Here is a 25,758-nt window from a genome sequence, read left to right on the forward strand (position 1 = left end):
CCTCAGAAGATCACGCCGGAGTGCAGGATCACGTTGGCGTACGGCGTGCATTCGCCGGTGCGGATCACGGCCCGCGCCGCCAGGCAGCGCTGCTTGAATTCTTCGTGGCTGACGAAATCCAGCGCCGCTCCGTCCTTCGCCATCCGCTCGGCCCTGTCCTGCACCGCCGGGTTGTGCTGGCGGCACTCGATGGCGAACACCGCGCGCTCGCACTGGAAATCGGCCAGGACGCTGTCCAGCGTTTCGATGAAGCCGGGCTGTCCCAGCCTCAGCGACAGGTCCACGCACTCGACGCCGGGCGGAATCGGCAGGCCGCAGTCGGCGATCACCAGGCTGTCGGTATGGCCCATCGACGCCAGGATGCGGGCGATGTCGCGGTTCAGATGGCCGTGCTTCTTCATGCTTTGCTCTCCAGGAAGGCTTCCAGCTCCGCCAGCGCGGGCATGCCGCCCTGCGCGCCGTGGCGGGTGACCGACAGCGCGCCGGCCGCGTTGGCGCGGCGCACCGCCTCTTCCAGGCCCAGCGGCAGGAAGGCCGCCAGCGCGCCGTTGAAGGTGTCGCCGGCGCCGGTGCTGTCCACCGCCTTGACTTCGAAGCCCGGCTGATGGCGCAGCTGGCCGCGCGCCAACGCGAAATAGGCGCCGTGCTTGCCGTGAGTCATCACCAACTTGCCGGGGCGCTCGGCCAGCAGCGAGCGCCAGTCGGCGTCGGGCTGGGCCAGCATGGTCAGGAATTCGTGCTCGTTGGGCGTCAACAACGCCACCCGCTGCAGCAGCTCTTCCGGCAACGGCACCGCCGGCGCGGGATTCAGCAGCAGCGGCTTCTTGTGGCGGGCGGCCAGTTCGGCGGCGCGGCGCACTGTCGCCAGCGGAATTTCCAGCTGGGTCAGCACCACGTCGGCGTCGATGAAGGCCTGCTCGGCGGCGTCCAGATGGGCGGGCGTCAGCTTGTGGTTGGCGCCAGGCACCACCAGGATGGCGTTGTCGCCGCCGCTGACGGTGATGGCGGCGATGCCGGTGGGACCATCCACGGTCCCCACCCGGCCGCAATCCACGCCTTCGCGCTCCAGATGGGCGCGCAAGTCGCGGCCGAAAGCGTCGTCGCCGACGCAGCCCAGCAGCGACACTCGCGCGCCCAGACGGGCGGCGGCTACGGCCTGGTTGGCGCCCTTGCCGCCCGGGTAGGTGGAGAATCCCTCGCCCAGCAGCGTTTCGCCCAATTTCGGCATCCGCTTGGCGGATGCCACCAGGTCCATATTGATACTGCCGACTACCAGCACCCGAGTCATGCCGTCTCCTTGTGTACCTTTGCTACATTGCAACGCACAAATTGCGATTTTTTTGCTAAAACGTAATCAGCACCGATTTATAGCAGAGATGGACAGCTTCACGAAAGAGGGGAAGCGCAAAAATGTAGTCATCTCACTACATATTTTCACGTAAAGATATCAATGCGGCCCGGCAGCCCCCTCGCCGACAAATGCCTGCCGGATTGAGAAAGCGTCGCGCGGTATGCCATGATGCCCGCTTAAGCAAACCGACACCGCATGCGCGCCCGACGGCGCCGGAGGAAGAAAATGGATTTGAGCTGGCAGCAATTGGCCGACCTGTACTGGAACGCCGGCAAATGGCAGGTCAACCTGCTGGTCGTCGCCCACCTGTTCGGCGGCCTGGTCCTGGGCAGCCTGCTGGGCTATGAGCGCTGGTACAACGGCCGCGCGGCCGGCATGCGCACCTACGGCTTGGTGTGCATGGCATCGTCGGCGGCGATCAGCATCATCGGCTACTCCGGCTACTGGTACGGCGGACAGTCGGCGGACATCATGCACGGCGACATGACGCGGGTGGCGCAAGGGGTGCTCACCGGCATCGGCTTCCTGGGCGCCGGCATGATCATGAAGGAAGGGCTGAGCATCAGCGGCCTGACCTCGGCCGCCTCGGTGTGGATGTCGTCGGTGATCGGCATCCTGATCGGCGTCGGCTTTTACGGCGCCGCCATCGCGCTGACCTTGCTGTGCATGGTCTTCGTCACCGTGGTGAACCGCATCGAGAACATCCTGCCGCGGCGGGTCAGCCTGTTCGTCAGCGTCAAGCTGAGCGCCGACCACGACTGGACGGTGGAGCGGCTGGCGGAGCGGCTGGCGCCGTCGGGCCTGAAGCTGCACGAGGAAAGCATCAGCATCCGCGCCGATCAGAACGGCGCCAGCTGGAGCTTCCTGGTGTCCGCGCACGACCGGCGCAGCTTCATCAGCGTGGTGGACCTGGCCCGCGACATCATGGTGGCCGACCACATCCTGGAGCTGGACCTGCAGCCGGCGCGCAACTGAGCGCGGCCGGCCCGCTTACAGCGCCACGCCCGGCGGCGGCTGGTCGTGGCTTTGCGCCATCGACTGGTGCGGCAGCTCCAGATAGCTCTTGGACTGCATCTCGGTCAGCCGGCTGGCGGTGCGGAAGAACTCGCCGGATTGCAGGCCCTCGGTGTAGATCTCTTCCGGCGGCGCGTCGGCCGAGGCGATCAGCTTGACGCGGTTGTCGTAGAACACGTCCACCAGCCAGGTGAAGCGGCGGGCGATGGACGCCTGCTTGGCCGTCAGCCGGGGAATGCCGGACACGAACACCGTATGGTATTCGCTGGCGATTTCAAGGTAGTCGGTCTGCGCGCGCGGGCCGTCGCACAAGGCCATGAAATCGAACCAGATCACGCCAGGCGACATCCGTTTGACCTCGATCTCGCGATCCAGCACGGTAATGCTTTTTTGCGGCAGGTCCGCGCCAGTCCCCACTTTGTGGAACAGTTGCTCCATCTTCCGCTCGCAGCCCTCGTCGGCCGGCACCATGAACAACGGCTCCCGCGTCAGTTCGCGCAGCCGGTAGTCATGTCCGCCGTCGACGTTGAGCACGTCCATCTCGCGTTTAATCAGCTCTATCGTCGGCAGGAAGTTCTGCCGCTGCAGGCCGCCTGGGTAGAGATCGTCCGGAGCGTAATTGGAGGTGGTCACCACCACCACGCCGCGCTCGATCAAGGCAGACATCAGGCGGCCCAGAATCATCGCGTCGGCGATGTCCGACACGTGGAATTCGTCGAAGCACAGCAGCCGCGTCGACTTGGCGATCTCGTCGGCGTAGGCCAGCAGCGGGTCCTTGCCGCCGGCGAACTTGCGCAGCTCGCGGTGGGTTTCCGCCATGAAATTGTGAAAGTGGATGCGGCGCTTGCGGCGGTACGGCACGCAGGCGTAGAACGCGTCCATCAGGAAGCTCTTGCCGCGCCCTACCCCGCCCCAGAAATACAGGCCGCGCGGCACATCCGGGCTTCTCAGGCTGCGGCCCAGGAAGCGATTGCGCTTGGTCTTGAAATCCACCAACTCGTGCCACAGCCGGTCCAGCTGCTCGATGGCCGCGGCCTGGGCCTCGTCATGGATGAAGCCGGGCTTTTCGCTGGCCAGTTGGTACCAGCCCCTGGGGCTACAATGGACGTTCTCGTCCGGAGAGAATGCGTGTTGCGACATGATTATGCTTGTTCTGCGCTGCGTTTGGCGCCGCCGCCGGCGGCGAAGGATTCCCTGAATGATAACCGCTTTGACCCACCCTTGCCGCACTCAGCGGCAGGTGGCCAGCCGAATGCCGGACGGCGCGGCCAGCCTGGCCAGGCTGCCGTCGCGGCACATGCCGTCCAGCGCCATGTTGAACGTTTCCAGCATGCCGGGCTTCACCCGGCTGCGGGTGAAGCCGTACAGATACGTCAACTGCTTGACCTCGGCCAGCTTGCGCAGATTGCCCAGGCCGTCGCGCTTGATCCAGTAACGGGCAACATCGTCGTTGGAAAACGCCACCGCATTGTTGCCGTAACGACCCGCCGCCAGCTTGCGCAGCACCGTCTCCGGATCCAGCTCCACGGTCAGGTTCACGCCGGCCACGCCCTGGACCAGCCGCTCGCTATTGGTCTGCGACAGCGACGGGCCATACACCGCGATGGTTTTCCCGGCGAGATCGCCAGGCTGGCGGTAACGCAAGGAACTGTTCGTTTTCACGTAGAGGCCGTAGCTGCTGGCCAGCACCGGTTTGGACAGCTCCATCACCGCCCGCCGCTCCGGCGCGTCCTGCGCCAGCACCAGCCCGTCGGCGCCGCCCTGGCTTATCGTCAGCAACGCTCGCTTCCACACCATGGCCTGGACGGTGCAATTCCATGACGAACGCCGGCAGGCCTCGCGCAGAATCGCCACCAGCGCGCCATCCAGCCTGCCGTCCGCATCCTGGGTGATGAAGGGGGGGAACAACTGGGTGACGAAATACAGATCGCGCGACGCCGCGTGCGCCTGCGCGCCGGCGCAGGCCAGCAGCAGGCCGGCCCACAGCCTGGAACTCGTCTTCGCGATGCCCATCGTCCCCGTCCCCCGCTCTTCTTTACCCGCAGTATAGAGCGGACGGGGCCGGCTCAGCGAGCCTGCCGGGCGCGCCAGGCCACAAGCGACGGCCGCAGCCACTGCCGCTCGGCGTAGGCGGACAGCCGCGGCGGCATCTCCTCCGCCGTCAGTCGCTTCAGCAGCAGGGCCAGTTCCGCGTCCGCCACGCACCAGTCGCCGAACAGGTTGCCGCCATCCGCCGGCACCACCGCTTCAGCCACCGCGATCAGCTTGTCCGCAGCCTTGCGCGCAGCCTCGCCCAGCGGCAAAGCCGGCTTGCGGCCGAACACCGTCTCAGTGCTGCGCTCGTCGCGCAGCGGCAGCAGATCGCTGCGCAGCCAGCCCTGCAGCTGGCGCGCGCGCGCGCGGGCTTTCAGATCGACGGGCAGCACGCGCAGGGTGTCGGGGTAGGCGTCTTCCAGGTATTCGATGATGGCCGATGATTCGCTGAGCGAGAAATCGCCGTCCACCAATGTCGGCACGCGGGAGGTCAGCGATTGCGCGCGGTAGGCGGGCTCGAACTGCTGGCCTGCGGCGAGGTCGCGGGTGAGCGCCTCGAAAGGCAGGCCCTTTTCAGTCAGCGCGGCGAAGGCGGCCATCGCGTAGGGGCTGAAGAAATCCTGATCGACGTAGAGTTTCAGCATATCGGCATCTTTCGAACAAAATGCCATGCTAATCGCCGCCGGGCCGGCTGCCAAGCCGGCAACCGGCCACACTGCGTCAAGCGCGGTCGAACAATCCGGTGGACAGGTAGCGGTCGCCGCGGTCGCACACCACCGACACGATCACCGCATTCTTCAATTGCGCATCCAGCCGCAAGGCCACCGCCAGCGCGCCGCCGGAAGACGGGCCGGCCAGGATGCCCTCGCGCCGCGCCAGCAGCCGGGCGGTGTCTTCCGCTTCCTGCTGGCCGACATGCAGGATCTCGTCGATGCGGGAAAAGTCGCAGATCTTCGGCACGTACGGGTCTTCCCATTTGCGGATGCCGGCGATCTGGCTGCCCGGTTCCGGGTGGACGCCGACGATGCGGATGGCCGGATTCTTTTCCTTCAGGAAGCGGCCGGTGCCCATGATGGTGCCGGTGGTGCCCATGCTGGACACGAAATGGGTGATCTTGCCTTCGGTCTCTTCCCAGATTTCCGGACCGGTGCCCTCGTAATGCGCCTGGGGATTGTCCGGATTGGAAAACTGGTCGAGGATGCGGCCCTCGCCGGCCGCCTCCATGCTGCGCGCCAGGTCTATCGCCGCCGGCATCGAACCGGCGGCCGGCGTCAGGATCACCTCCGCGCCGTAAGCGCGCATCGCCTGCACCCGCTCGGCGCTGGAGTTCTCCGGCATGATCAGCACCATGCGGTAGCCCATCATCGCCGCCGCCATCGCCAGCGCGATGCCGGTGTTGCCGCTGGTGGGCTCGATCAGCGTGTCGCCCGGCTTGATGTCGCCGCGCCGCTCCGCGCGGCGGATCATCGACAGCGCCGGCCGGTCTTTCACCGACCCCGCCGGATTATTGCCCTCCAGCTTCAGCAGCACCACGTTGCCGTTATCGCCCGGCAGGCGCTTGAGCCGCACTAGCGGCGTGCCGCCGACGAAATCTTCCAGATATTTGTACACAGAGCCTCTCCCAGAACTGGCCCCATTATATCGATTGGCTATCAGCAGATGCGAAATCGTTATTTCTAATCTAATAACCATCTGTAACTGGACAGTCCGCTCCGCGGCGGCGCTTGCCGCCGCGGGGAATCCGCGTCAGCCCATGTACGCCATCAGCCAGGTCAACAGGCCGACGAAGCTGCAGAAAATCAGGCTGTGTTTCAGCGTGAAGCGGAACAGGTCCGCTTCCCTGCCTATCAGCCCCACCGCCGCGCAGGCCACGGCGATGGACTGCGGCGAGATCATCTTGCCGGTGACGCCTCCGGTGGTGTTGGCCGCCACCAACAGCACGTCCGACACGCCCAGCTGGTGCGCGGTGGCCGCCTGCAAGGCGGAAAACAGCGCGTTGGACGAGGTGTCTGAGCCGGTCAGGAACACGCCCAGCCAGCCGAGGAACGGCGAGAAGAACGGAAACGCCTTGCCGGTGCCGGCCAGGCACAGCGCCAGCGTGCTCGACATGCCGGAATAGTTGGCGACGAAGGCGAAGGCCAGCACCATGCCTATCGACAATATCGGCCGGCGCAGCTCGACCAATGTCTCGGCCAACGTGCGCAAGCCATCGGCCGGGCGGAATTTCAGTAGCGCCATCGACAGCAACGCGGACAGGAAGATGGCGCTGCCGACGGCGGAGACGATGTCGAACTTGTATAGCGCCTCGTACGGCGCGTCATGGGCGACGATGGGCGCGGTCTTCAGCACCAGCTTGTCCAGCCCCGGCACATGCAGCTTCCAGATCCAGCCCTCCAGCGCGCCGCCCTTGATGAACAAGGCCTTGAACGGCTTGACGCTCCACACCGTCACCAGCGCGGTCAGAATCAGGAAAGGGCTCCAGGCGCGCGCGATCTGTCCCAGGCTGAAGCCGCTCGCCTGCCGGACGGACGGCGCGCGGCGGCCGTTGAAAGTGAAGATTTCGGCCGGCTGCCACGTTTTCAGAAACAGCGTCAGGCATACCAGGCTGACCAGCGCCGAGGTGATGTCCGGCAGCTCCGGCCCGATGTAGTTGGAGGTGAAAAACTGGGTGACGGCGAACGAGACGCCGGCCACCAGGATGGCGGGCCAGGTCTGGCGCACGCCCTTGAGGCCGTCCATCATCATGACCAGCCAGAACGGCACGATCACCGACAGGATGGGCAGCTGATGGCCGGCCTTGGCGCCGATCAGGAACGGATCCAGCCCGGTCACCTGCCCGGCGACGATGATCGGTATCCCCATCGCGCCGAAAGCCACCGGCGCGGTGTTGGCGATCAAACACAGCCCGGCCGCGTACAGCGGATTAAAGCCCAGCCCCACCAGCAGCGCGGCGGTGATGGCCACCGGCGCGCCGAATCCGGCCGCGCCCTCCAGGAAGGCGCCGAAGGAAAAACCCACCAGCAGCATCTGCAGCCGCTGGTCCTCGGTCACCGACAGCACCGAGGCGCGGATGATGTCGAACTGCCCGGTCTTGACCGTGATCTTGTACAGGAAGACCGCGGCGACGATGATCCAGGCGATCGGCCACAGCCCGTAGCCGAAGCCGAAGGCAGCGGCGGCCAACGCCATCTGCGCCGGCATGCCGTAGAACAAAATGGCCACCGCCAGCGCGATCAGCACCGTCAGCGTGCCGGCGACGTGGCCCTTCAATCGCAGCACCGCCAGCGCGACGAAGAAAAAAGCGATGGGCAACGCGGCCATCAATGCCGACAGCGCGGAGCCGCCGGCGGGAAAGTACTGTTGGGTCCAGATGCCTTGCATGTGAAGCTTCTCCTCATTCCTGGTTTCGCAGGCGCAGCCGCTCCCCTGCCGATGAACGGGATCGTTTCGGCATGGCAGGACTGGCTTGCGTTTCTTGGGTTTACATCAGCGTTGAAAAGGCGGTCTTCATGGCGGACCGCTTGGGTTGGTGCAGAAATCCAGCAGCGCCTCGATGCTGGCGTAGGGAATCCCGCCATGCTCGGTCAGGCCGATCTGGCAGGTGCGGCTCATCGACACGCCGTGGCGGCAAGCATCCGGCAAGGCTGGCTTCAATCTCCTCAGGCTATGGGCGTTCAATTCCGGCACGGTGAAACCCTTGTCGCCGGCGAAGCCGCAGCAGGCGATGTCCGGCACGGTCAGCTCTTCGCAGCAACTGGCGGCCAGTTGCTTCAAGTTTCCAGCCGCACCCATCGCCGTCGCGCTGCACGGGATATGCAGCGCCAGTTGCGGCAGCCGCCGGACGATGCTCAGCCGCGGCAGGACTTTTTCCGTCAGAAAACCGGCGGCGTCGAACAATTTCAAGCGCTGGTCCAGCAAGCCCTCGGCCTGCGCCTGCTTGACGCGGGCCGCGCACGGGCTGTTGTCGAGATAAACCGGGTGGCGGCCGTCGGCGCTCGCTCGCAGCAAGGCCTGGTTCAGCGATGCCTGGCTGCTGGCCAAGGCGTTTGCGGCGTTGGCCGAGGCGAAAGGCTGGCCGCAGCACAGGCCGTCATGGCCAGGCGGATAGACCGGCGCGAACCCCGCGCGGCGCAGCAGACTCATGGTATGGACTGCGACGGACTCTCCACCCTCGCCCTCCGCCAGCGCGCGGTTGACGCAACTGACGAACAGCACCACCGGCTCGCCGTCGCCGGACAAACGGGGCAGCGGCGCGGCGGCGCGCGGCAGGCTGGCCGGGATCAGCGGAATCACCTTGCGCTCGCCCGGCTGGCGGCGCGTCCACTCGTTCAAACGCCGCGCCCCAGCCAGATGCGCCAGCCGCAAGCCGGTCCGCGCCGCCGCCGTCATCCAGCCCATATGCCGCTCGGCGAAGCCGGCCAGAGCGGGACGCCGGCTCGGACCCTGCAGTTTTTTCATCAACAGGCCGGTGTTGATGCCCACCGGACAACGGGTCGCGCACATGCCGGTGGCGGCGCAGGTATCGACAGCGCGGTAGCGATAGCCGGACTTCAGCGCCGCCAGCTCCATCGCGCCCTCGCCGTCGCGCTCCAGCTGGCGGATGCGCCGCCAGGCGACGATGCGCTGGCGCGGGCTCAGCGTCAGCCCGTGCGACGGGCAGGCCGGCTCGCAGAAGCCGCACTCGGTGCAACGGTCCACCAGATCGTCCGCCGCCGGCATCGGCTTCAGGTTTTCCAGGTGCAGCCTGTCGTTGTCGGTGATGATCACGCCGGGATTGAGCAGGCCTTCCGGGTCGAACAGCGCCTTGATGCGGCGCATGATGTTCCAGGCGGCATCGCCCCATTCCTGGCGCACGAAGGGCGCCACATTGCGGCCGGTGCCGTGCTCGGCCTTCAGCGAGCCGTCATACTCGCCGGCCACCAGATCGCTGACGTCCTGCATGAAAGCCTGGTAGCGGTCGACCTCCGCGGGGCTTTCGAAACCGGGCGCGAACACGAAGTGCAGATTGCCGTCCAGCGCGTGGCCGAACAGCAGCGCCTCGTCGTAGCCGTGCTTGTCGAACAGCGCGGTCAGCTTGGCCACGCCGTCGGCCAGCTGAGGGATGGGAAAGGCCACGTCCTCGATCACCACCGTGGTGCCCACCGGCCGCGCCGCGCCCACAGCAGGGAACAGGCCCTTGCGCAAAGCCCAGTAGGTTTCGCATTCGCGCGCGTCGCGGCTGAAGCCGCTGGATACTTGCGGCTGGTAATCGGCCAGCAGCCGCTCGATCGCGGCGCAATCCTCTCCCAGCCGCGCCTCGTCGCCGGCGCGCAGCTCGATCAACAGACAGGTGCTGCCCGGCCCCACCGGCTGATAGAGAAAATCCGGCAGTCCCGGCTTGCCCTGCACCGCGCGGATGCTGCGGCTGTCTATCAACTCCACCGCCGACACCCCGCTGGCGTCGCGCGCCGCGCTCAGGGCCGATACCGCGCGGCAGCAGCGCTCCAGATCGTCGAACAGCACCAGCGCCGACGCCTTGTGCGGATGCTCGGCCACCGTGTGGAAAGTGATCTCGGAGATGAAGCCCAGCGTGCCTTCGGAGCCGATCATCAAGTGGCTGAGCATCTCCAGCGGATCGGTGAAATCCAGCAAGGCGTTGATGCCGTAGCCGGTGGTGTTCTTCAGCCGGTATTTGCGGCGCACCCGCTCGGCCAGCTGCGAATCGCCGGCCAGCTCGCGCGACAGCTGCGCCAGGCCGTCAAGCAGGCCGGCATGCGACTCGCGGAAGGCCGCCACGCTGGCCGCGTCGGCGGTATCCAGCACGGCGCCGTCAAGCAGCAGCAGCCGCAGCGACTGCATGGTGTGATAGCTGTTGTCGCGGGTGCCGCAGCACATGCCGCTGGAGTTGTTGGCGGCGATGCCGCCTATCTTGGCGGTGTTGATCGACGCCGGGTCGGGGCCGATCTTGCGGCCGAACGGCATCAGCATCGCGTTGGCGTGCGCGCCTATCACGCCGGGTCTCAGCCGGATGCGCGCGCCGCCGTCCAGCACTTCGCCGTGGTTGAAGCCGTCGCCCAGCACCGCCAGTACCGAATCGCTGACCGCCTGGCCAGACAGGCTGGTGCCGGCGGCGCGGAAGGTGACGGCCACATGATGCCGGCGAGCCAGACGCAGCAGCTCGGCCACCTCGCCCTCGCTCTCCACTCGGGCGACGATCTGCGGCCGCAAGCGGTAGAAGCTGGCATCGGTGCCGTAGGCCAGCGTGGACAATGGGTCGGTGAAAATGCGCGCCGCCGGCATCGTCTGGCGCAGATCCTGCAGAAAATCGGCGTGGGCGGGCGTCATGCGGATTCCCCCTTGTTCGCCTCGCGTTCGCGCAGCAGCTCATGCAGCGTCTTGGGCGCCGGCGTCAGCGGCAAATGGTTCTGCGTCCAGCCCAACTGATTCTTGGGCGCGTGCCTGCGCAAGCGCGTAGCCGCCCAGCCGAACATCCGGTACAAATCGGGCGAGGCGTTGACCAAGCGCCAGCCTTTCCAGGCCAGGCGTTCCGCGCCGCTGGCCGCCGCGCCCTGGCCGCGCAGCGGATGCGCCACCCGCTCTCCGGCCGGCCGCTGGCTCTCCTCGCGCAGCCGCATCAGCATCTCCGGAATCGGAATCCGCACCGGGCACACTTCGCCGCAAGCGCCGCACAGGCTGGACGCGGTCGGCAGGTCCTGGGTGTTGTCCAGCCCCATCAGATGCGGCGAGATGATCTCGCCTATCGGCCCCGGATAGGTGGTGCCGTAAGCGTGGCCGCCGATGCGGGTGTAGACCGGGCAGTGGTTCATGCAGGCGCCGCAGCGTATGCATTGCAGCGTCTTGCGCAGCTGCTCGTCGGCGTAGGCCTGGCTGCGGCCGTTGTCCAGCAGCACCAGGTGCACCTCGCGCGGGCCGTCCTTCTCGCCCGGCTTGCGCGGGCCGCTGATCATATTGAAGTAGGTGGTGATGGGCTGGCCGATGGCGGAGCGGGTCAGCAGGCTGTACAGCGGCACCACGTCCTCAAGCTTTTCCACCACCTTCTCGATGCCGGTGACGGCGATGTGCGCGTCCGGCACCGTGGTGCACATGCGGCCGTTGCCCTCGTTTTCCACCAGGCACAGCGTGCCGGTTTCGGCCACCGCGAAGTTGACGCCGGACAGGCCGACGTCGGCGTCCAGGAACTTGCGCCGCAGCACGCGGCGGCCGATCTGGATCAACGCGTCCACATCCTCGGTATACGGCGTGTCCGGCAGCTGCTCGTGGAACAGCTTGGCGATGTCCTGCTTGGTCTTGTGGATGGCAGGCATGATGATGTGGGTGGGCTTCTCGCCGGCCAGCTGGACGATATACTCGCCCATATCGCTCTCCACCGCTTCCACGCCTTGCTCGGCCAGATAATGGTTGAGCTCGATCTCCTCGCTGACCATGGACTTGCCTTTGACCATCAGCTTGCCGCGCCGGGCAGCGACTATGCCGTGAATGATGCGGTTGGCCTCCTCCGCCGTTTCCGCCCAATGCATTTGCACGCCGTGGGCCGTAAGCTTGTCTTCCAGTTGCTCCAGCAAGTCCGGCAGCCTGGACAGGCAGCGCTGGCGTATGCCCTCGCCCAGCGTGCGCAAGGCGGCAAGCTCCGCCTCGTCCGGAAACGACGCCAGCCGCTTGGCCATCAAAAAGTCCATCGATCCGCGCAGGCTTCGCCTCAGCTTGTCGTCAGCCAGCGCCAGCTTGGCGTTGTCCTTGAAGGCGCGCGAAGGGTAGATGGTGATCTTGCTCTCGCTCATCGCCCGTCTCCTTCCACGTCATGGATGGCGATATGCGACGGCAGCAGCGCCAGCACCAGCAGCTCGCGCGGGCCGTGCGCGCCGTAGGCCAGGGTCTGCTGGATGTCGGCGGTCTTGGACGGGCCGGAAATCAGCAGCGCGTTGGTGGGCATGCCCGCGGCCCAGCTTTCGCCCTGCAGCGCCGAATAGAAATCCGGGTACAAGGTCGCGGCGTCGAACAAGGCGATGTGCAAGGGAGGAACCAGGCTCATCGTCCGCGGCTCGGCCTCGTCCGGCCACAAGGCCAGCGTGCCGGTGGCGGCGATGCCGCAGCGGGCGGCGGTGAAACCGGCCGCGATGTCGAACAGCTCCGCCTTCCAGCCATCCACCTCGCGCTCGAACCAGACGATGCGCGGCGCGTCTGCCCTGCCCTCAAGACATTGCGCCAGCCGCCGGCCATGCGGCGTGTCGGATAACAGGATGGAATCTTGCGGATGCGCGGCCAGCCAACCGGCCAAGTCCGCGTCCCACTCGGCCTCGTGCGTCCACAGGATGTCGGTTTTCACAGCGCGCATCATCGCCGCCCAATGGCGCAAGCGGGCGATTTCATCGTTCGGGCTGGCGAAGCGCTGGAAATGGCCGGCCAGGTCGGGCCGCGCGCGTTCCTGCCTGGGCGCGGCGCGCAGCTTTTGCAAGATGGAGGCTCGGGCGCTCATCGCTTGCCTCCGGTGCGCTCCAGCAGAAAGCTGGCCAGATGGCGCCCCCTGAAACCGCTGCCGCACTGGCCGAGCTTGCCGTTGATATTGAGCAGACAGCCGCCGTCGGCGGTGACGAACTCCATCGCGCCGCTATCCTCCAGCGATTGGGCCTTGTCGGCCACCATCGCGCCGGCGATGTCCGGATGCTTGATGGAGAAGGTGCCGCCGAAGCCGCAGCACTCGGACTCATGGTCATGCGCCACGCGCTGAACATTCTGCAACCGATCCACCAGCGCCCAACTCGTCTTGTGCACGTTCATCTCGCGCCGCGCCGAGCAGGAGGTATGCACCGCCACCTTGACCGGCTCGCCCAGGTCTTGCGGCTGCCAATCCAGGTGATTCAGCAGGAAGTCGGAAAACTCCACCACCCGCGCGGCAATGGCGCAGGCTGCCCTTTCGTCCGCCTCGCCGGCGAACAGGCGTGGCCAATGATGCTGGATCATGCCGCCGCAGGAACCAGACGGCACCACGATGGGCCAGTCTTCCGGGAAACAGACCAGTTGCGCGCGCGCCACGGCCAGCGCTTCCTTGGGATGGCCGCTGGTATACGCCGGCTGGCCACAGCAGCTCTGGGCCTGGGGGAAATGCACCCGCACGCCCAGGCCTTCCAGCAGGGCGATGGCGTCTAGGCCAGCTTCCGGCAGGAACAGGTCGAGCAGACAGGTGCCGAACAGGTAAACGTCGGCAGGCGTCTTCATGGCTTCCTTTGTAAATTGGTAAGACCAATTATTCTTATGAAAACCACTTTAGAGTGAATGCTTGAGTTCGTCAATATGACAAGAAGGCGCCGGGGAAAGAGTGAGAGGGCCGAGCGGAGTCTTGCGCCCCCGAACGGAGCGCAGGCGAGCAGAAATGGGGGGCGCGTCCCTGCCGGGCGACGCGCCGCATGGACGTTATTCCAACAACAGCATCTCACGCAGCTTGCTGGCCAGTTTCTGCGGCTCATCCTTGGACACATAAGCGTCCACACCGACAGACTCGCCCAGCTTCTTGTTGGCCATACCGGACAGCGATGAGTGCATCAGCACCGGAATGCCGACGAAACGCGCGTCGTCCTTGATCATCTTGGTCAACATGTAGCCGTCCATTTCCGGCATTTCCACATCGGTGAGGATCAGGTGCAGCACTTGGCTCAGCTTCTGACCCGCCGCCTCGGCCTGCTGCGCCATCTTCTGCAGGGTTTCCCAGCCGCGCATGCCATTCATTTCCGATGAATAGCGGATATGCATCGCGTCCAGCGTGCGTTCGATCTGCTTGCGCGCCACCGCGCTGTCGTCGGCGAAGAAGATGTGCCTATCCTCCTTCACCGGTTCGATGGAGATATAGTTCTGGGTTTCGTCCGACAGGCAGGTTTCGGCCAGCACCTTCTCCACGTCCATCATCATCACCAGCGTGCCGTTCTCCAACTCGGTGACCGCAGTGACCAGCCCCGCCATCCGGTTGGTGATCATGTCCGGCGGCACCCGCATCGCCGACCAGTCCAGCCGCAATATGGTATCCACCGTCTCCACCAGGAAGCCCTGGGTATGGCCGTTGTACTCGGTGATGATCATGATCTCCGGCCGCTTGGACGTGACGATGCCGGTGTATTTTCCCAGGTCGATCACTGGCACCAGCGCGCCGCGCAGGCTGACCATGCCCTCCACCGAAGCCGGCATCTCCGGCGCGGTGGTGATTTCCGGCGTGCGCATCACCTCGCGCACCTTGAACACATTGATGCCGAATACCTCCTTGCGGCCGGTGCGCTGATCGTCGCCCAGCGAAAACAGCAGGATTTCCAGCTTATTGGTGCCGGCCAGCTTGGTTCGGGCGTCGATTTTTTTCAGCAGGTCGGACATCGCGTAACTCCTTGCAAAAGACAGTATGTCTTTATAGCAAATATCTCAAACTAGATGGGCTTGTCGAAATATGACATAAGACTTTTCATCCAGAGGCAGCCAAACAACACTGTGGCTTCTACAGCCCTGGTTATCTTACTCACCAGCAACGCCAACAAAGTCCATTAGCATAAAACATTGCCGCCATGGTGCGGCAAATGGCGAGTATCAGCCGCTTAACTGACGATGGTAAACTACCGAATATATGAGCAAGACTGAAACCTGCCCGCCCATCCCAGGATAATAATTACCATCCTACTTCAAGTGACAATGAAATCTAACTTCCTTGACAGGACTAAGCTGCGCATCCCTATACAGTTTATCCATAGGCACCTTTGGATCCCGCCACTCCACCTTTACAATAACCATCTTATTTGGACAGTAATCTTTCAATTTCGGCTCTGATTTTCGACAATAAACATTAGGCACATCTACCATTGCCAGAGGAATAAGCGAGATTGGCACCCTTGCATATTCGATCTGGCAAGAAAATCCCTCCCCCTCAAGGGACTTTGCCGCATCACTTGCTGCCATGCCGTCGAAAGAGTGGCTCGCATTGAAAGCCTTCTCCCCCTCAAGCATCAAGCTAACTGTCTCGGACACCCCTTTAAATCGATCAGATGTCACTTCCCGCTTAGAAGCACAGCCAACCGCGCTTAAACACATAATAAAAATCCCTAGCCTAATCAAGCTCACAAATCACCCCGCTTAAAAGGATTAGGGACCGTAGATACCGTCTTTTACGTCACACGGCTCTTGCGTAGTCAGTCCGATAAAGTTGGCACATTTTCTACACACTAAAACACAGATGAACCAGCTTGCGCATAGCCGCGCGACATGAAAGACAGTATCTACGGCCCTATCTGGAGGAGAAGGGCATACGAAATTTAGCTGGCGGACCTAAAAAAACTTACGCCCATCCATTAACGCGGCGGCTCGGACTTAAGCGGAAACTGCCATACCAGTTTGCGGCCCATGATCAAATCCTCCACCGCCTCGGGCGGGATGTCGCGTTCTTTCAATGCCCGCAAGTTCAGGGGCCGACGCGGAAAGACCAGGCCCTGGGCGCGCAGCATATTGATCAACTGCTCCTTGCTGCGCTGCAATGGGCTATTCAAAGGAACCTGGCGGATCTCCGCCACCAAAGCCAAATGCTGCAAATCATAGTGATAGCCCTGCTGCAGCAGCCAAACTGCAATATCGAACCTTCCCCTTATCGCCATGGCATACTCCGGCGTAGAGTACTCTATATCCCTCGCATTGATATCCGCCCCAGCCGCAACTAGCGTCTTCACGTTATCGAATAACCCATGATAGGCCGCCTGCAACAGTGGCTGATTGGGTTCCACCCGTTTGCCCTTGGCCGCGTTGACATCGCCGCCGTAGCGAAGCGCCAATCGCAAAAACGCTGGATTGCCAGAACCCGCCGCCAACAGCATGGCGGACCAGCCCTCACGGATCAGCGTGCCGTCCTCCATCCGGCCATGGCCCTTGCCATCGCCCGGGCCATGGCCGTTGCCGCCCAAATTGGGATCGGCGCCGGCTTTGAGCAGCGCTTCGAAGCCTTCCACATTGTCGGCGCAAATCGCCCACAGCAGCGGCGGCACCGCGCTGTCTTCCAGCGTATTGACCAAGCCCGGCGCCGCCTCCGCCAGCCGCGTCACGGTTTCAACATCGCCATGAACGGCGGCCTTCACCAGTGCCACTGCCTGCGGATTGCGGTAGGCCTCGTCCAAGCTGCGCCTGGCGCAGGTGGTTCCCCATAAGCCGGCTTCGGCCGGGGCATGCAGCATGCTCATCAATATTCCTCCCGCCATCAAGCGTTTCAACCAAGTCATTGCGGTTCTCCCTTTATTGCGCCGGCTGCGCGCTCGGCCCGCTCAGCAGATGGTAAAAGCTATTGAGCACATTGCCATTGGAGTGCAAGGACGCCGTATGGTAAACACGGGATAGCCAGCTACTTTGCTGATCTTCGCCTATCCAGCCGGTCAAGGGCACCGGCCTCCCCTTCGCCTCCGGTACATAGCCGGGGCCAAAGCTTGGCTCGCCGGCCAGCACGCTGGCGATCACCTTGACGGGCGTCAATACGACACCCACGGCATCAACCACAGAACTAGTTTGCATAGAAGTCAGAATCTCGCCACGCAGATGATAGGCATTGACCTGCTGATCGATATGCGCCAGGGAGCCGCCCAAGGCTTCCACCACGCTTTGATGCACCCCTGCTGCATTAAAGGTATTAGCATTAAGGTTTGTGATTGCTGCCGCCATGGTGGCCAAGCCGCCACCCAAGGAGTGGCCGGTGAAGCTAAGATCGCGATTAAAATCACTTATCAACGATAATTTCCCTGCTAATTTCGCCGCTAAAGAATACTGAGGAGTCACAATCCCCTGCCCATTCAAATAATCTGTCAAAGCATCATTGGCTGCCGGCTCGGTACCGCGGAACGCGGCGATATAACGGTCCGCCTGCTGTTGAGGATACAAGTCGGTAGCGCCCTGGCGATACACCGCCGCGTAGAAACCACTGTCCTTGTTGTCATCCAGCGTCAGACCTTGCAGACGAACGTCGTCTGCGCTAAGTCGGGAAATGCCGAACACATCCAGCACCCCGCGCATGGCTTGAACTTGCGCCTGTTCCGCCTTGTTCGGTGACTGATAATCCAGATATACGTCCTCGGACACCAAATTTTCTTGATAGGCGCGCATAAAACCATCGAGCTGGCTCTGCCCTCCCACCCGATCGGCCATCTTCTGTTTCAGACCGACATCCTGATAGGCATGAGCGAGTTGGCTGGCTTGCGCCTTTAGCTCGGCAATGGATTTAAGCTTCGCGGCCAGTTCAGGGTCTTGGGCCTCGGCCTCCGGCAACACGCCAGGCAATACGCTGTTACTGGCATCGGCGACCATGTTGCGGCTGTCGAGCCGAACCGGCTTGCCTTCCTCTTCCCTCAGCATGTCGGTAAGCGCCGAGGCCATTTTGGTCGTGTAGGACAAGGAATCGGCTGCAACTATTTTGTCCCGGGCATACTCGCCCAGCGCGTTGCCGAACGAGCTGGCCGCCAAGTTGCCCCAGTTTGGCCTACGGTCCTCGCCCACGACCGACTGGATGGTCCCGCCCACCATGCCGCGCAGCGTGCCGTAGCCGATTTGCTCAAACGCATTCGCGCCTTTGCCAGCTTGCAAGCCGCTGCCGCTAGTCGCCCACGCCGCCACGCCGGAGGCCGCCACCGAGGTCCAACTGAACGATTTTTGCAGGCCTGTCGCCATCGCCACGCCTTGGGTCGCGGCATTCACGGCCATCGTCCGCGCCACGGTCGCGCCCACCTCTTTGCCGGCCAATACCGAGCCGCCCGCACCACCTGCCAATCCCGCAGTGGCCGCGGTGGTGAAGGCTGACAGACCCACTTGGCCCCATGAGAATTTGTCCTGCATGCCCATAGCCATCGCCGCGCCTTGACTGACGATGGAGCCAATCGCGCCGCCGATGGCGGCGGCGGCCACACCTGCCAACCCAGCCGCGCCACTCAGAGCAGCCATGCCTGCCGCCATTATTCCGCCAGCAGCAGAGGCCGCTGCAGGCGCGATTACCGTGAGAGCGGCCCCCGCCGTAAACACCACCGCCACCACCGCCACCACCGCGACGAAGATCGATCCAATCCCGCCGCAACCACCGCTGCCTCCCGGCGGGGGCGGGGGCGGCGGCGGTTCCGGCAGCGTCGGCGTCACATCGCCTATCGCCTCACCCGGGTTGTAGACGCGATAGGTGCCGCTGTTGTTGTGGAGATTGGTGACCTTGTTCGGCACCCGCAGCACTTGGCCGGCCTTCAGCGTTTCCGTGCCGGTCAGACCGTTGGCGTCGGCCAGCAGATACCACAGCGATTTGTCGCCCCACAGATTGGCGGCGATCACTTGCAGCGTGTCGCCATCCCGCGCCGTCACCGTGCCAGGCGCTTGCGCCGGGTAATTGGCACCGATCGGTTCGTAGTTCTGGTCGAAATCGGCGCTGCTAACCTGATAGCCATGCCGGTATTCATCTTTGCGGTTGCCCAGGTTGATCTGCGCCAGCGCCTGCGCATAGTTGACGCGAACCAGGCCGTCATTGCCGGCCGCGCCCACCTGCTTGCCATCCAGATAGTAGTAATCCTGCTTCTTGTAGGTGCTGCCCTTATTGAGCTCTTCCCGACGCAGCACCAGGCCCTGGGCATTGCTGACGTAGCGCAAGGAACGATTGGCGACCTCGTCTATCGCCTCCGCCAAGTGGCCGTTGGCGTCGTATTTCAGATGGGACGTGCCGTCCTTCCAACCCGGCGCATTGGGGTTGTACGGCTTGGCGGTGATGGTGGACTGCTTGGCCTCGTCCCACCATTCATAGGTGTAATAGGTGGTGGTGGTGGTATCGCCGTCTTTTTGCTCGGTATGCTCCAGCGTGCCGTCGTTGTACATTTTGAACGCGGTGCGGCTCTTGTCGTCTTGCACCTGGCTCAAGACCTTGTTGTCGCGATCGTATTCGGTGACGGTTTTGCTTTTCTGGCCGCCGTCGCCATCCCAACGGTAGTCGCGATACTCCGTCACCCGGCCCAACAGGTCGCTTTCCCGATGCGCGGCCTGCTTGCCATTGAACCAGGTATCCTTCAGATAGCCGTTGTCGGTATAGGCATAGGTTTCGGTGACGCCGTTATTGGCGTTGATGACGACTTTGCGCTGGCCAGCCAGGTCGTAAGCGATCTGCACGCCGGTGCTGGCGGCGCCGCTGCCGCGGGTGATGACCCCGTTGTCCAACCTGCCCATGCTGATGGCCAAGCGGTTCATCTCGTCATAGGTGTACCAGTTGTCCTGCGTCTGCTGGCTGCCATCCACCGGGTCGCGATACTCGGCATAGATCCGGCGGCGGTTGCCCACCGCGTCGTACTCGTAGCGGGTGAGGAATTTGGGATCCTGGATCTGGGTCACCCGCCCAAGCGCGTCATACTGGATCTCGGCATACTGATACGTGTCTTTTGCCCGGATCGACCGGTAACCCTCAAAAGTCTTTCGCCCCTCCTTGTCGTACTCGTACAGCGTGTAGCTGTCGATTGCGCTGTCTTCCAGGCTCATCAGATAGCCATTGCCGTAATAGCGGTAGACGATGTTCTGCGCGGAGTTCTTGACGCCATGCTGCCAACGCAGCTGCCCGGCGTTGTTGTAGTCGTAGGCGATCACCCGGCCGCCCAAGTCGGTGTGCTCAACCTTCTGGCCAAACAAGTTGACCACGTCTTCCTGCCAGTTATTGCCGAGGTTGTCGTTGCGGGTGACGCAACGCCAGCCGCCCACCACCGTGCCGCCCGCCCCTTTCAACTGAGCGTCCCAGCGATAGTCGTAGTTCAAATGCCGCCCTGCCGCGCTGACGGTTTCCCGCACCCGGCCCAGGCTGTCGTAACGGGTGGTGTCAGTGAAGACATCGCTGCCGGTGCTGGTGGCGCGGTGGCGGATGCGCTGGCCGGCGCTGTCGTAGTCGTATTCGTCGTAGCCGCCGCCGGCGCGGTCCACCCGCTTGAGCTGGCCAAGGTTGTCGTAGCCATAGCGGGTGAGGCGCTTGATTTCGTCTTGGCTGCTGGCCAGATTGCCCTGGGCGTCATACTTCATCGTTTTGACGCCGCCATCGGCATGCCATTCGTCGGTGACCTTGCCTTGGCCATTCTGGCTGCCGGCCAACCAGCGCTGGCGATTGGTTTTGCCATTGGCGTCGATGGTGGCCACGGTATTGCCCATCGCGTCGTAGCGATATTGGGTGAGCGGCGAGACCGTCTGTTTCTGGCCGTTTTCCAGGGTAATGCTGACTTGCGGGTCCTGTTTGCTCAACAGCTTGCCGGCGGCGCTGTAGACGTAGCGGCTGGTATTACCGATGCCGTCGGTTTCGCTATCCACTTCGCCGAAGGCGTTGTAATGCTGGCTGCGGGTGATGGTGGAATTGGGGTTGTTGATGCCGATGAAGACCCATTCCATATCGCCGGTACGGTCGCGCTCGCCCGGCGCGCCGCGGCGCAGATAGCCGCTGACGCTCAAGGGCTGGCCATCCGCGCCGTTCAGCAGTTGGCCGGCGGCGTTGCGCAATTGGTAGCGGTACTCATAATCGCCTACCGCTAGGCCATCCACATTGAATTCGAAGCCTTGCGCGCCGCGCGTGAGGATGACGTTTTGCCAATCGGTATCCGATTGGCTGCCTTTAAGGTGATAGCGCAGCTCCATCTTCACGCCATCCAACTGTGATGGCGCAAACGTCACTTTGGCGGGCAACGACCTGCCAGCCAGACTCGCCTGAATTTCATTCTGTTGCCCCAACCGCACGGTGCCGCCGACCAGATTTAGCAGCTGGCCAGCGCTGCCATACAGTTGGCACTCCACCTCGAAATCGGTCGGTTGGCTCAGCCTGCCGGCCAAGTCCGCGCAGTTCCAAACATAGGAACCTTCCACTGGATCGTAAACCAGCGCCGCTTCTTGACGCGCATCGTTGCTGCCGGCCCGGCGATACAGAACTTTGCCGCTGGTCACGCCTGCAGGCTGGTTGAACAGCCTCACGGTCTGCGGCAGATCCAGCCAACGCTGCGGCTCGCTGACGCTGTTGGGATCGTTGGGCACAAAGCTGCCGATAACGGTCTCTCCGCCCAATCCCCGCAGCTTGTATTCGTAGCGCTGGCCAGCGGCCAAGCCCATTGCCGCCGGATCGAATTGCAGCCACCCCTTGAGCGGGCCACCAGAGGTGGCCATATTGACATCACGCTCCTCGCCCCAGCCGCCACCTGGGGAACGGAAGCGGATTCGGCCCTGGGTGACGCCGTCGCCCAGGCCGGCAACATTCATCAGGCCCTGACCCGGGCCGTACATGAAGGCCTTGGGCATCGGGTCGTTGGATAATTGCGGCGGCGCGCCGCTGTCATCCAGCCGCATCGTGCCCTGGCGGGCAGACTTCAGCTGACCGTCGCCGTTATAACCCAGGTAGCGGAATTCATAGTCGCCACGCGCCATGCCCGACCAATCCAATGTGAACCAGTTGCCGGAGAAACGCGGCACATTGATCACGCGCCAGCCTTCATTGGTTCCCTTGCCGCGGACGAGCAGCAGCAGGCGGTTGACGTCGCTGGGTTGGTCTTTGAAATGCAACAACCGAGATGTATTTTTCACCGCAACACTAGTAGATACTCCACCCAAAGGGCCACTCGGAATAACTGCCTCACTACTGTATATGTTAATGGTCTGGCCATTAGGAAGGACCTTATAAACATTCACTGCAATCCTACAACCAGAATAATCTTTAGGATATCTAGGCACACCAAAATAAATCTGTTCAAGCACACCTGAATCAATCAGCTTTTCAGCCCCATTAGATCCAGGATCAAAACTTACCCTGCCCGATCTAATTTCTTTGCTAGGCTTATTAAGATTAACAATCTCAACTTGAAATTGCCCGGCGCCATATCCATTTAAAACAGGCAAGTTTGCTTTAACATAAAACCCCATCAACCAACCATCAAATCCATTCCCTTCCAAAGTTTCATTATTCCAAGCATCAACAAAAGGCCTAATCGTCAAGCCACCCGAAAAAGGCAGAGTAAATTCCATTACTCCGCCAAGAGGATTATTCGGCAGCGCCCCTCCGCTTTTCCCAACCGGCCCCACCTTCACCACGCTGTCCGTCCCCGACACCGTCTGCGCGCCAAACCACGGCATCACCCGCGCCAAGCCCAGATCCCGCACCTTCACCATCACCGGCTGGTAAGTCGCGGTGCGCTGATTGCGCGCGTCGTAGTCGCTCATCGTCAAACGCAGCGTGTCCATCGGCGCTTTAGGATCAGAGCGTTGCTCCATCATCTGCCGGAAGCCCGCCAGGCTCATGGCGCGCAACGCATCGCCGCTGTCGTCGCCTGACTCCACCGTCAGCATCGCATTGCCGTTGGCGTCGTAGCCGTACAGCTTGGTCACGCCGCCGGCATTGCCCTTCACCAAACGTCCCAGGCCATCATATTCGCTGAACTCCTGCCAGGCGCCGCCGCGGTCCAGGCTGCTGCGCTTGCCGGTGATCTGGCCCCAGGCGTTGTAAGCCGTTTCCAGCCAGAGGCCGCTGCCGGGATCCAATCTGGCGGTTTGCAGTTTGGCGGCGCTGTAGGCAAAGCACGTTTCGTCCGTCACCGTTGTTCCGTCCGGGCTCTGCCGGTCGCGCAGTGTCCGCGTCAGATTGCCCGCCGCATCGTACTGATAGCGGATGACATTGCCTTCGGCATCAGTTTGGCTGAGCAATCGGCCGCCCACCCCGTACTCGCTGCTCAGAAACGGCCGGCTTAGATTGCCGCGCTCCGCTTTGGCGCTCTGGCCCAAGCCGTTGTAGTACGTGCGCGTTTCCGGACGCACCCCGCCTTGATCTGCGCCATACGCCGCCTCGCGCCGCTTGGTCTCTCTGCCTAAGGAGTCGTAATCGATGTCGGTGATGCCGCCCTTGGCGTCGATCTGCTGCCGGACTTGGCCCAAAGCGTTGTACAGATACTGGGTGCGCACCGTGTTCAGGCCATCGCTCTGGCCATCATCGACCGAGACTTTGACGTTCAGTCTGCGCTCCTCGCTCACCCGCCCCATGCGGTCGTAGTCGAACTCGCTGATACGGTCATCGCTGCGGGCTTTGAGTTGCTGCCGCGCCTGATCCAGCGTGGTTTGATCGGATACGCCGCTCAGCGCCGCGGCGTAGCGGGTTTCGCGCACCGGCTTGCCGGCGCTGTTGTAGTCCCATGCCACCGCATAGCCGGCGGCGTCCACTTCCAGCACCTTGCGCCCAGCGCGGTCGAACCAGCGATGCACGCTGTTGCCGCGCGCATCGGTTTCGCGGACTGCGTTGCCGTTGGCGTCGTAATTCTTAGCCACCACCAAGTCCGCGGCGGCCTGGAAGACCGGGTTGCCGTTCTCGCCGCGGTAGATCACATTGATGTCTTGCGGCGGCGTGATGGTCTTGGTCAGGCGGTTGTTGTTGTCGTACTCGAACCGGGTGACGCGGCAATTGCCGTCCGCCGGCTGCGGCGCGCTGCCGTCGGCCGGCAGGCCTACCGCGGTGGCGTACACGCGCTGCTCGGTCACGTTGCCGGCGCCGTCGTAGGCCCAGGTGGTGACGTAGCCGTCGCCGTTGCGCTCGCGCACCTTGCGGTTCTGGCTGTCGTAGGCGCTGCGGGTGACGTTGCCGTTGGCGTCGGTGAACTCCACCAGGTTGCCGGCCGCGTCGTAGCGCCGGCTTTCGGTCGGGCTGACATTGTTCTGCACGCCTTTGTCCAGCGTGTAGATGGTCACCGCATCGCCGCTCTGGCTGACCAGCCGGTTCAGGCTGTCGTAGCGGTAGCGGGTGCTGCGCTGTTCCGGCTGTCCTTCCGCTTCCACTTGCAGGGTGCGGTTGCCGAAGCCGTCGTATTCGAAGCGCTTGGTGCTGAGGACTGTCGCACCGTCGCGGCCGGTTTCCTTCAGCACACGGCCGGCGGCGTCGTAGTCGTAGCTGAACACCGCGCCCAGTTGATTGGTGTACGTCGCCTTGTTGCCGAAGGCGTCGTACGTCATCGTCTCGACGCCGCCTTCGGCGTCGGAGATCTTGGTCTGCCGGCCCAGCGCGTCGTAGTCGACCCGGCTGACGGCGTCGCGCTTGGCGTCGGCGACGATGGCCGGCGGCGTGCCGATCTGCAGCGTGGACGCATCGACGGCGTTGGCGTAGCGGGTGACGGCGCGGGCGTTGCCGAGAGCGTCGTAGTCGGTGCGGGTGGCGCCGCCTTCCGGATCCACCTGCAGAATGCGGCGGCCCAGCGCGTCGAAGTAGAAGTAGCCGGCGTTGCCGCGCGGGTCGGTGATCTTGACGGCGTTGCCGAAGGCGTCGTAGTCGGTGACGGTGGCGTCGCCCTCGCCGTGGGTTTCCTTATGCACCCGGCCCAACGCGTCGAACTCGCGCGTCGTGAGGTGGTTGTTGCCGTCCCACTCCTTGACCCGGTTGCCGAAGGCGTCCAGTTCGTAGCGGGCGGTTTGGATCACACCCGCGCCGTCACCCTTGCTGACTGACAGCAGGCGGCCGGCCGCGTCGTAAACGTTCGAAGTCACCCGGTCCCGCGCCGGATCCAGCAGCGTCGGCAAGAAGGCCGCCAGCTGGTCAGATGCGCCGCCCTGCGACAGGCCCACCAGCGTCTGTTCGAAGTCCGCCTCCACCACCCAGCCCTTTGCCGCCGGGTCGAACGTCTCGAACCTCTCCGCCAGCACCTCGCCGCGCTGCGCGCTGCTCACCCGCAGATCGGCATAGACCACCCCCGCTTGCGCATCGCCGCTCTGCACCAGGTTGTACAGCAGCACCTGGATGTCCCGCGTCTGCGTCATCTTCTGCGTCAGAGTGACCGTGTGCCAGCCGTCATCGCCCGCCACCGTCTGTGACACCGCGTTGTCGTAGGGATTCGGTCCCGCCGCATTGCCCAGGAACACATCGCTCTTCAGTCCTGCCGGCGCTTTGCAGCGCACCGTCGCCGTCACCACATCGCCGGCGCTGAAGCTGCCCAGGTACTTGACGATGTCGTGAATCCGCCCGTCCGCGTTCTTGATCTTCACCCCGCGCGTCGGTACCGGATTGGCCAGCTCGCGCCTGGCGGTGACATTGCCTGCCGCATCGTACTCGTACTGCGTCACCGCGCCGGCGGCATTCACCACATAGCTTTGCCGGCCCGCCGCGTCATACACGGTGCGGGTGGTCTGATCCTGGCTGCCGGGCTTCAGCCGCGCCGTCAGGTCGCTGGCCTTCAGCGCCTGGCCCAATCCATCCAGTTTGATCGCTGTCGCGTAACGCACGCTGGCAGTGACATGCCCCGCCGCGTCGTAGCGCTGCTCGGTCACCTGCCCCAGCGGGTCGATGCTGTAGCGCAGCCGGTCGTTGCCGTCGTACACATAGCGCGTAACGTTGCCCGCCGCGTCGGTCTTGGCGGTGACAT

The 25,758-nt window shown here is 63.5% G+C and carries 15 protein-coding genes; 1 reads left to right on the top strand and 14 read right to left on the bottom strand.

The window, feature by feature from the left end:
- Positions 1 to 2 precede the first annotated feature (2 nt).
- A complete protein-coding gene (rbsD, locus tag VA599_RS14420) occupies positions 3 to 401 on the bottom strand; it encodes a D-ribose pyranase (RefSeq protein ID WP_021477795.1) in 399 nt (132 codons plus the stop codon).
- Entirely contained in the window at positions 398 to 1,288 is an 891-nt protein-coding gene (gene rbsK / locus VA599_RS14425) for a ribokinase (RefSeq protein WP_346789189.1), read from the bottom strand. Before rbsK ends, rbsD begins: the two co-directional genes overlap by 4 nt.
- Positions 1,289 to 1,576: 288 nt before the next feature.
- On the opposite strand from rbsK, the gene VA599_RS14430 reads away from it, so the two are divergent.
- Entirely contained in the window at positions 1,577 to 2,326 is a 750-nt protein-coding gene (locus tag VA599_RS14430) for an MgtC/SapB family protein (RefSeq protein WP_166438193.1), read from the top strand.
- Positions 2,327 to 2,341: 15 nt separating this feature from the next.
- Here the strand turns inward: VA599_RS14430 and zapE are convergent, their stop codons facing one another.
- The 12 genes from zapE to VA599_RS14490 form a co-directional block, all read right to left on the bottom strand.
- Positions 2,342 to 3,505, bottom strand: a complete 1,164-nt coding sequence (zapE, locus tag VA599_RS14435; RefSeq protein ID WP_346789191.1) for a cell division protein ZapE — start codon at positions 3,503 to 3,505, stop codon at positions 2,342 to 2,344.
- Between the two features lie 90 nt (positions 3,506 to 3,595).
- A complete protein-coding gene (locus tag VA599_RS14440; RefSeq protein ID WP_346789192.1) occupies positions 3,596 to 4,378 on the bottom strand; it encodes a substrate-binding periplasmic protein in 783 nt (260 codons plus the stop codon).
- Positions 4,379 to 4,431: 53 nt separating this feature from the next.
- Positions 4,432 to 5,043, bottom strand: coding sequence for a glutathione transferase (gene yfcF, locus VA599_RS14445; RefSeq protein WP_346789194.1), 612 nt, complete (start codon positions 5,041 to 5,043; stop codon positions 4,432 to 4,434).
- Between the two features lie 76 nt (positions 5,044 to 5,119).
- On the bottom strand, positions 5,120 to 6,010 hold the full coding sequence (gene cysM / locus VA599_RS14450; protein WP_346789196.1) for a cysteine synthase CysM: 891 nt from the start codon (positions 6,008 to 6,010) through the stop codon (positions 5,120 to 5,122).
- Between the two features lie 135 nt (positions 6,011 to 6,145).
- Positions 6,146 to 7,780, bottom strand: a complete 1,635-nt coding sequence (locus tag VA599_RS14455) for a lactate permease LctP family transporter (protein WP_346789198.1) — start codon at positions 7,778 to 7,780, stop codon at positions 6,146 to 6,148.
- 126 nt (positions 7,781 to 7,906) lie between these two features.
- Positions 7,907 to 10,723: an FAD-binding and (Fe-S)-binding domain-containing protein gene (locus tag VA599_RS14460; protein ID WP_346789200.1), complete on the bottom strand. Its 2,817-nt coding sequence runs from the start codon at positions 10,721 to 10,723 to the stop codon at positions 7,907 to 7,909.
- Complete coding sequence (locus VA599_RS14465; RefSeq protein WP_346789201.1) at positions 10,720 to 12,177, bottom strand: LutB/LldF family L-lactate oxidation iron-sulfur protein; 1,458 nt, start codon at positions 12,175 to 12,177, stop codon at positions 10,720 to 10,722. The genes VA599_RS14460 and VA599_RS14465 overlap by 4 nt, the downstream gene beginning before the upstream one ends.
- A complete protein-coding gene (locus tag VA599_RS14470; RefSeq protein WP_346789203.1) occupies positions 12,174 to 12,872 on the bottom strand; it encodes a LutC/YkgG family protein in 699 nt (232 codons plus the stop codon). The genes VA599_RS14465 and VA599_RS14470 overlap by 4 nt, the downstream gene beginning before the upstream one ends.
- The gene (locus VA599_RS14475; protein ID WP_346789205.1) at positions 12,869 to 13,612 is read right to left on the bottom strand and encodes a (Fe-S)-binding protein; all 744 of its coding nucleotides are present in this window, start codon (positions 13,610 to 13,612) and stop codon (positions 12,869 to 12,871) included. The genes VA599_RS14470 and VA599_RS14475 overlap by 4 nt, the downstream gene beginning before the upstream one ends.
- 195 nt (positions 13,613 to 13,807) lie before the next feature.
- A complete protein-coding gene (locus VA599_RS14480) occupies positions 13,808 to 14,752 on the bottom strand; it encodes a chemotaxis protein (RefSeq protein ID WP_021477783.1) in 945 nt (314 codons plus the stop codon).
- A gap of 962 nt (positions 14,753 to 15,714) precedes the next feature.
- Positions 15,715 to 16,590 (bottom strand): ankyrin repeat domain-containing protein, encoded by an 876-nt coding sequence (locus tag VA599_RS14485; RefSeq protein WP_346789207.1) that lies wholly within the window; start codon positions 16,588 to 16,590, stop codon positions 15,715 to 15,717.
- A 52-nt stretch (positions 16,591 to 16,642) separates the two neighbouring features.
- Positions 16,643 to 25,714, bottom strand: coding sequence for a Tle-like phospholipase domain-containing protein (locus VA599_RS14490; protein WP_346789209.1), 9,072 nt, complete (start codon positions 25,712 to 25,714; stop codon positions 16,643 to 16,645).
- Between the last annotated feature and the right edge of the window lie 44 nt (positions 25,715 to 25,758).

It is taken from the genome of Chromobacterium indicum (genome assembly GCF_039708975.1).
GTDB lineage: Bacteria > Pseudomonadota > Gammaproteobacteria > Burkholderiales > Chromobacteriaceae > Chromobacterium > Chromobacterium piscinae.

Coding starts and splice junctions, on each gene's coding strand:
- rbsD (WP_021477795.1), bottom strand. CDS start 401: ATGAAGAAGCACGGCCATCTGAACCGCGACATCGCCCGCATCCTGGCG.
- rbsK (WP_346789189.1), bottom strand. CDS start 1,288: ATGACTCGGGTGCTGGTAGTCGGCAGTATCAATATGGACCTGGTGGCA.
- VA599_RS14430 (WP_166438193.1), top strand. CDS start 1,577: ATGGATTTGAGCTGGCAGCAATTGGCCGACCTGTACTGGAACGCCGGC.
- zapE (WP_346789191.1), bottom strand. CDS start 3,505: ATGTCGCAACACGCATTCTCTCCGGACGAGAACGTCCATTGTAGCCCC.
- VA599_RS14440 (WP_346789192.1), bottom strand. CDS start 4,378: ATGGGCATCGCGAAGACGAGTTCCAGGCTGTGGGCCGGCCTGCTGCTG.
- yfcF (WP_346789194.1), bottom strand. CDS start 5,043: ATGCTGAAACTCTACGTCGATCAGGATTTCTTCAGCCCCTACGCGATG.
- VA599_RS14455 (WP_346789198.1), bottom strand. CDS start 7,780: ATGCAAGGCATCTGGACCCAACAGTACTTTCCCGCCGGCGGCTCCGCG.
- VA599_RS14460 (WP_346789200.1), bottom strand. CDS start 10,723: ATGACGCCCGCCCACGCCGATTTTCTGCAGGATCTGCGCCAGACGATG.
- VA599_RS14465 (WP_346789201.1), bottom strand. CDS start 12,177: ATGAGCGAGAGCAAGATCACCATCTACCCTTCGCGCGCCTTCAAGGAC.
- VA599_RS14470 (WP_346789203.1), bottom strand. CDS start 12,872: ATGAGCGCCCGAGCCTCCATCTTGCAAAAGCTGCGCGCCGCGCCCAGG.
- VA599_RS14475 (WP_346789205.1), bottom strand. CDS start 13,612: ATGAAGACGCCTGCCGACGTTTACCTGTTCGGCACCTGTCTGCTCGAC.
- VA599_RS14480 (WP_021477783.1), bottom strand. CDS start 14,752: ATGTCCGACCTGCTGAAAAAAATCGACGCCCGAACCAAGCTGGCCGGC.
- VA599_RS14485 (WP_346789207.1), bottom strand. CDS start 16,590: ATGAGCATGCTGCATGCCCCGGCCGAAGCCGGCTTATGGGGAACCACC.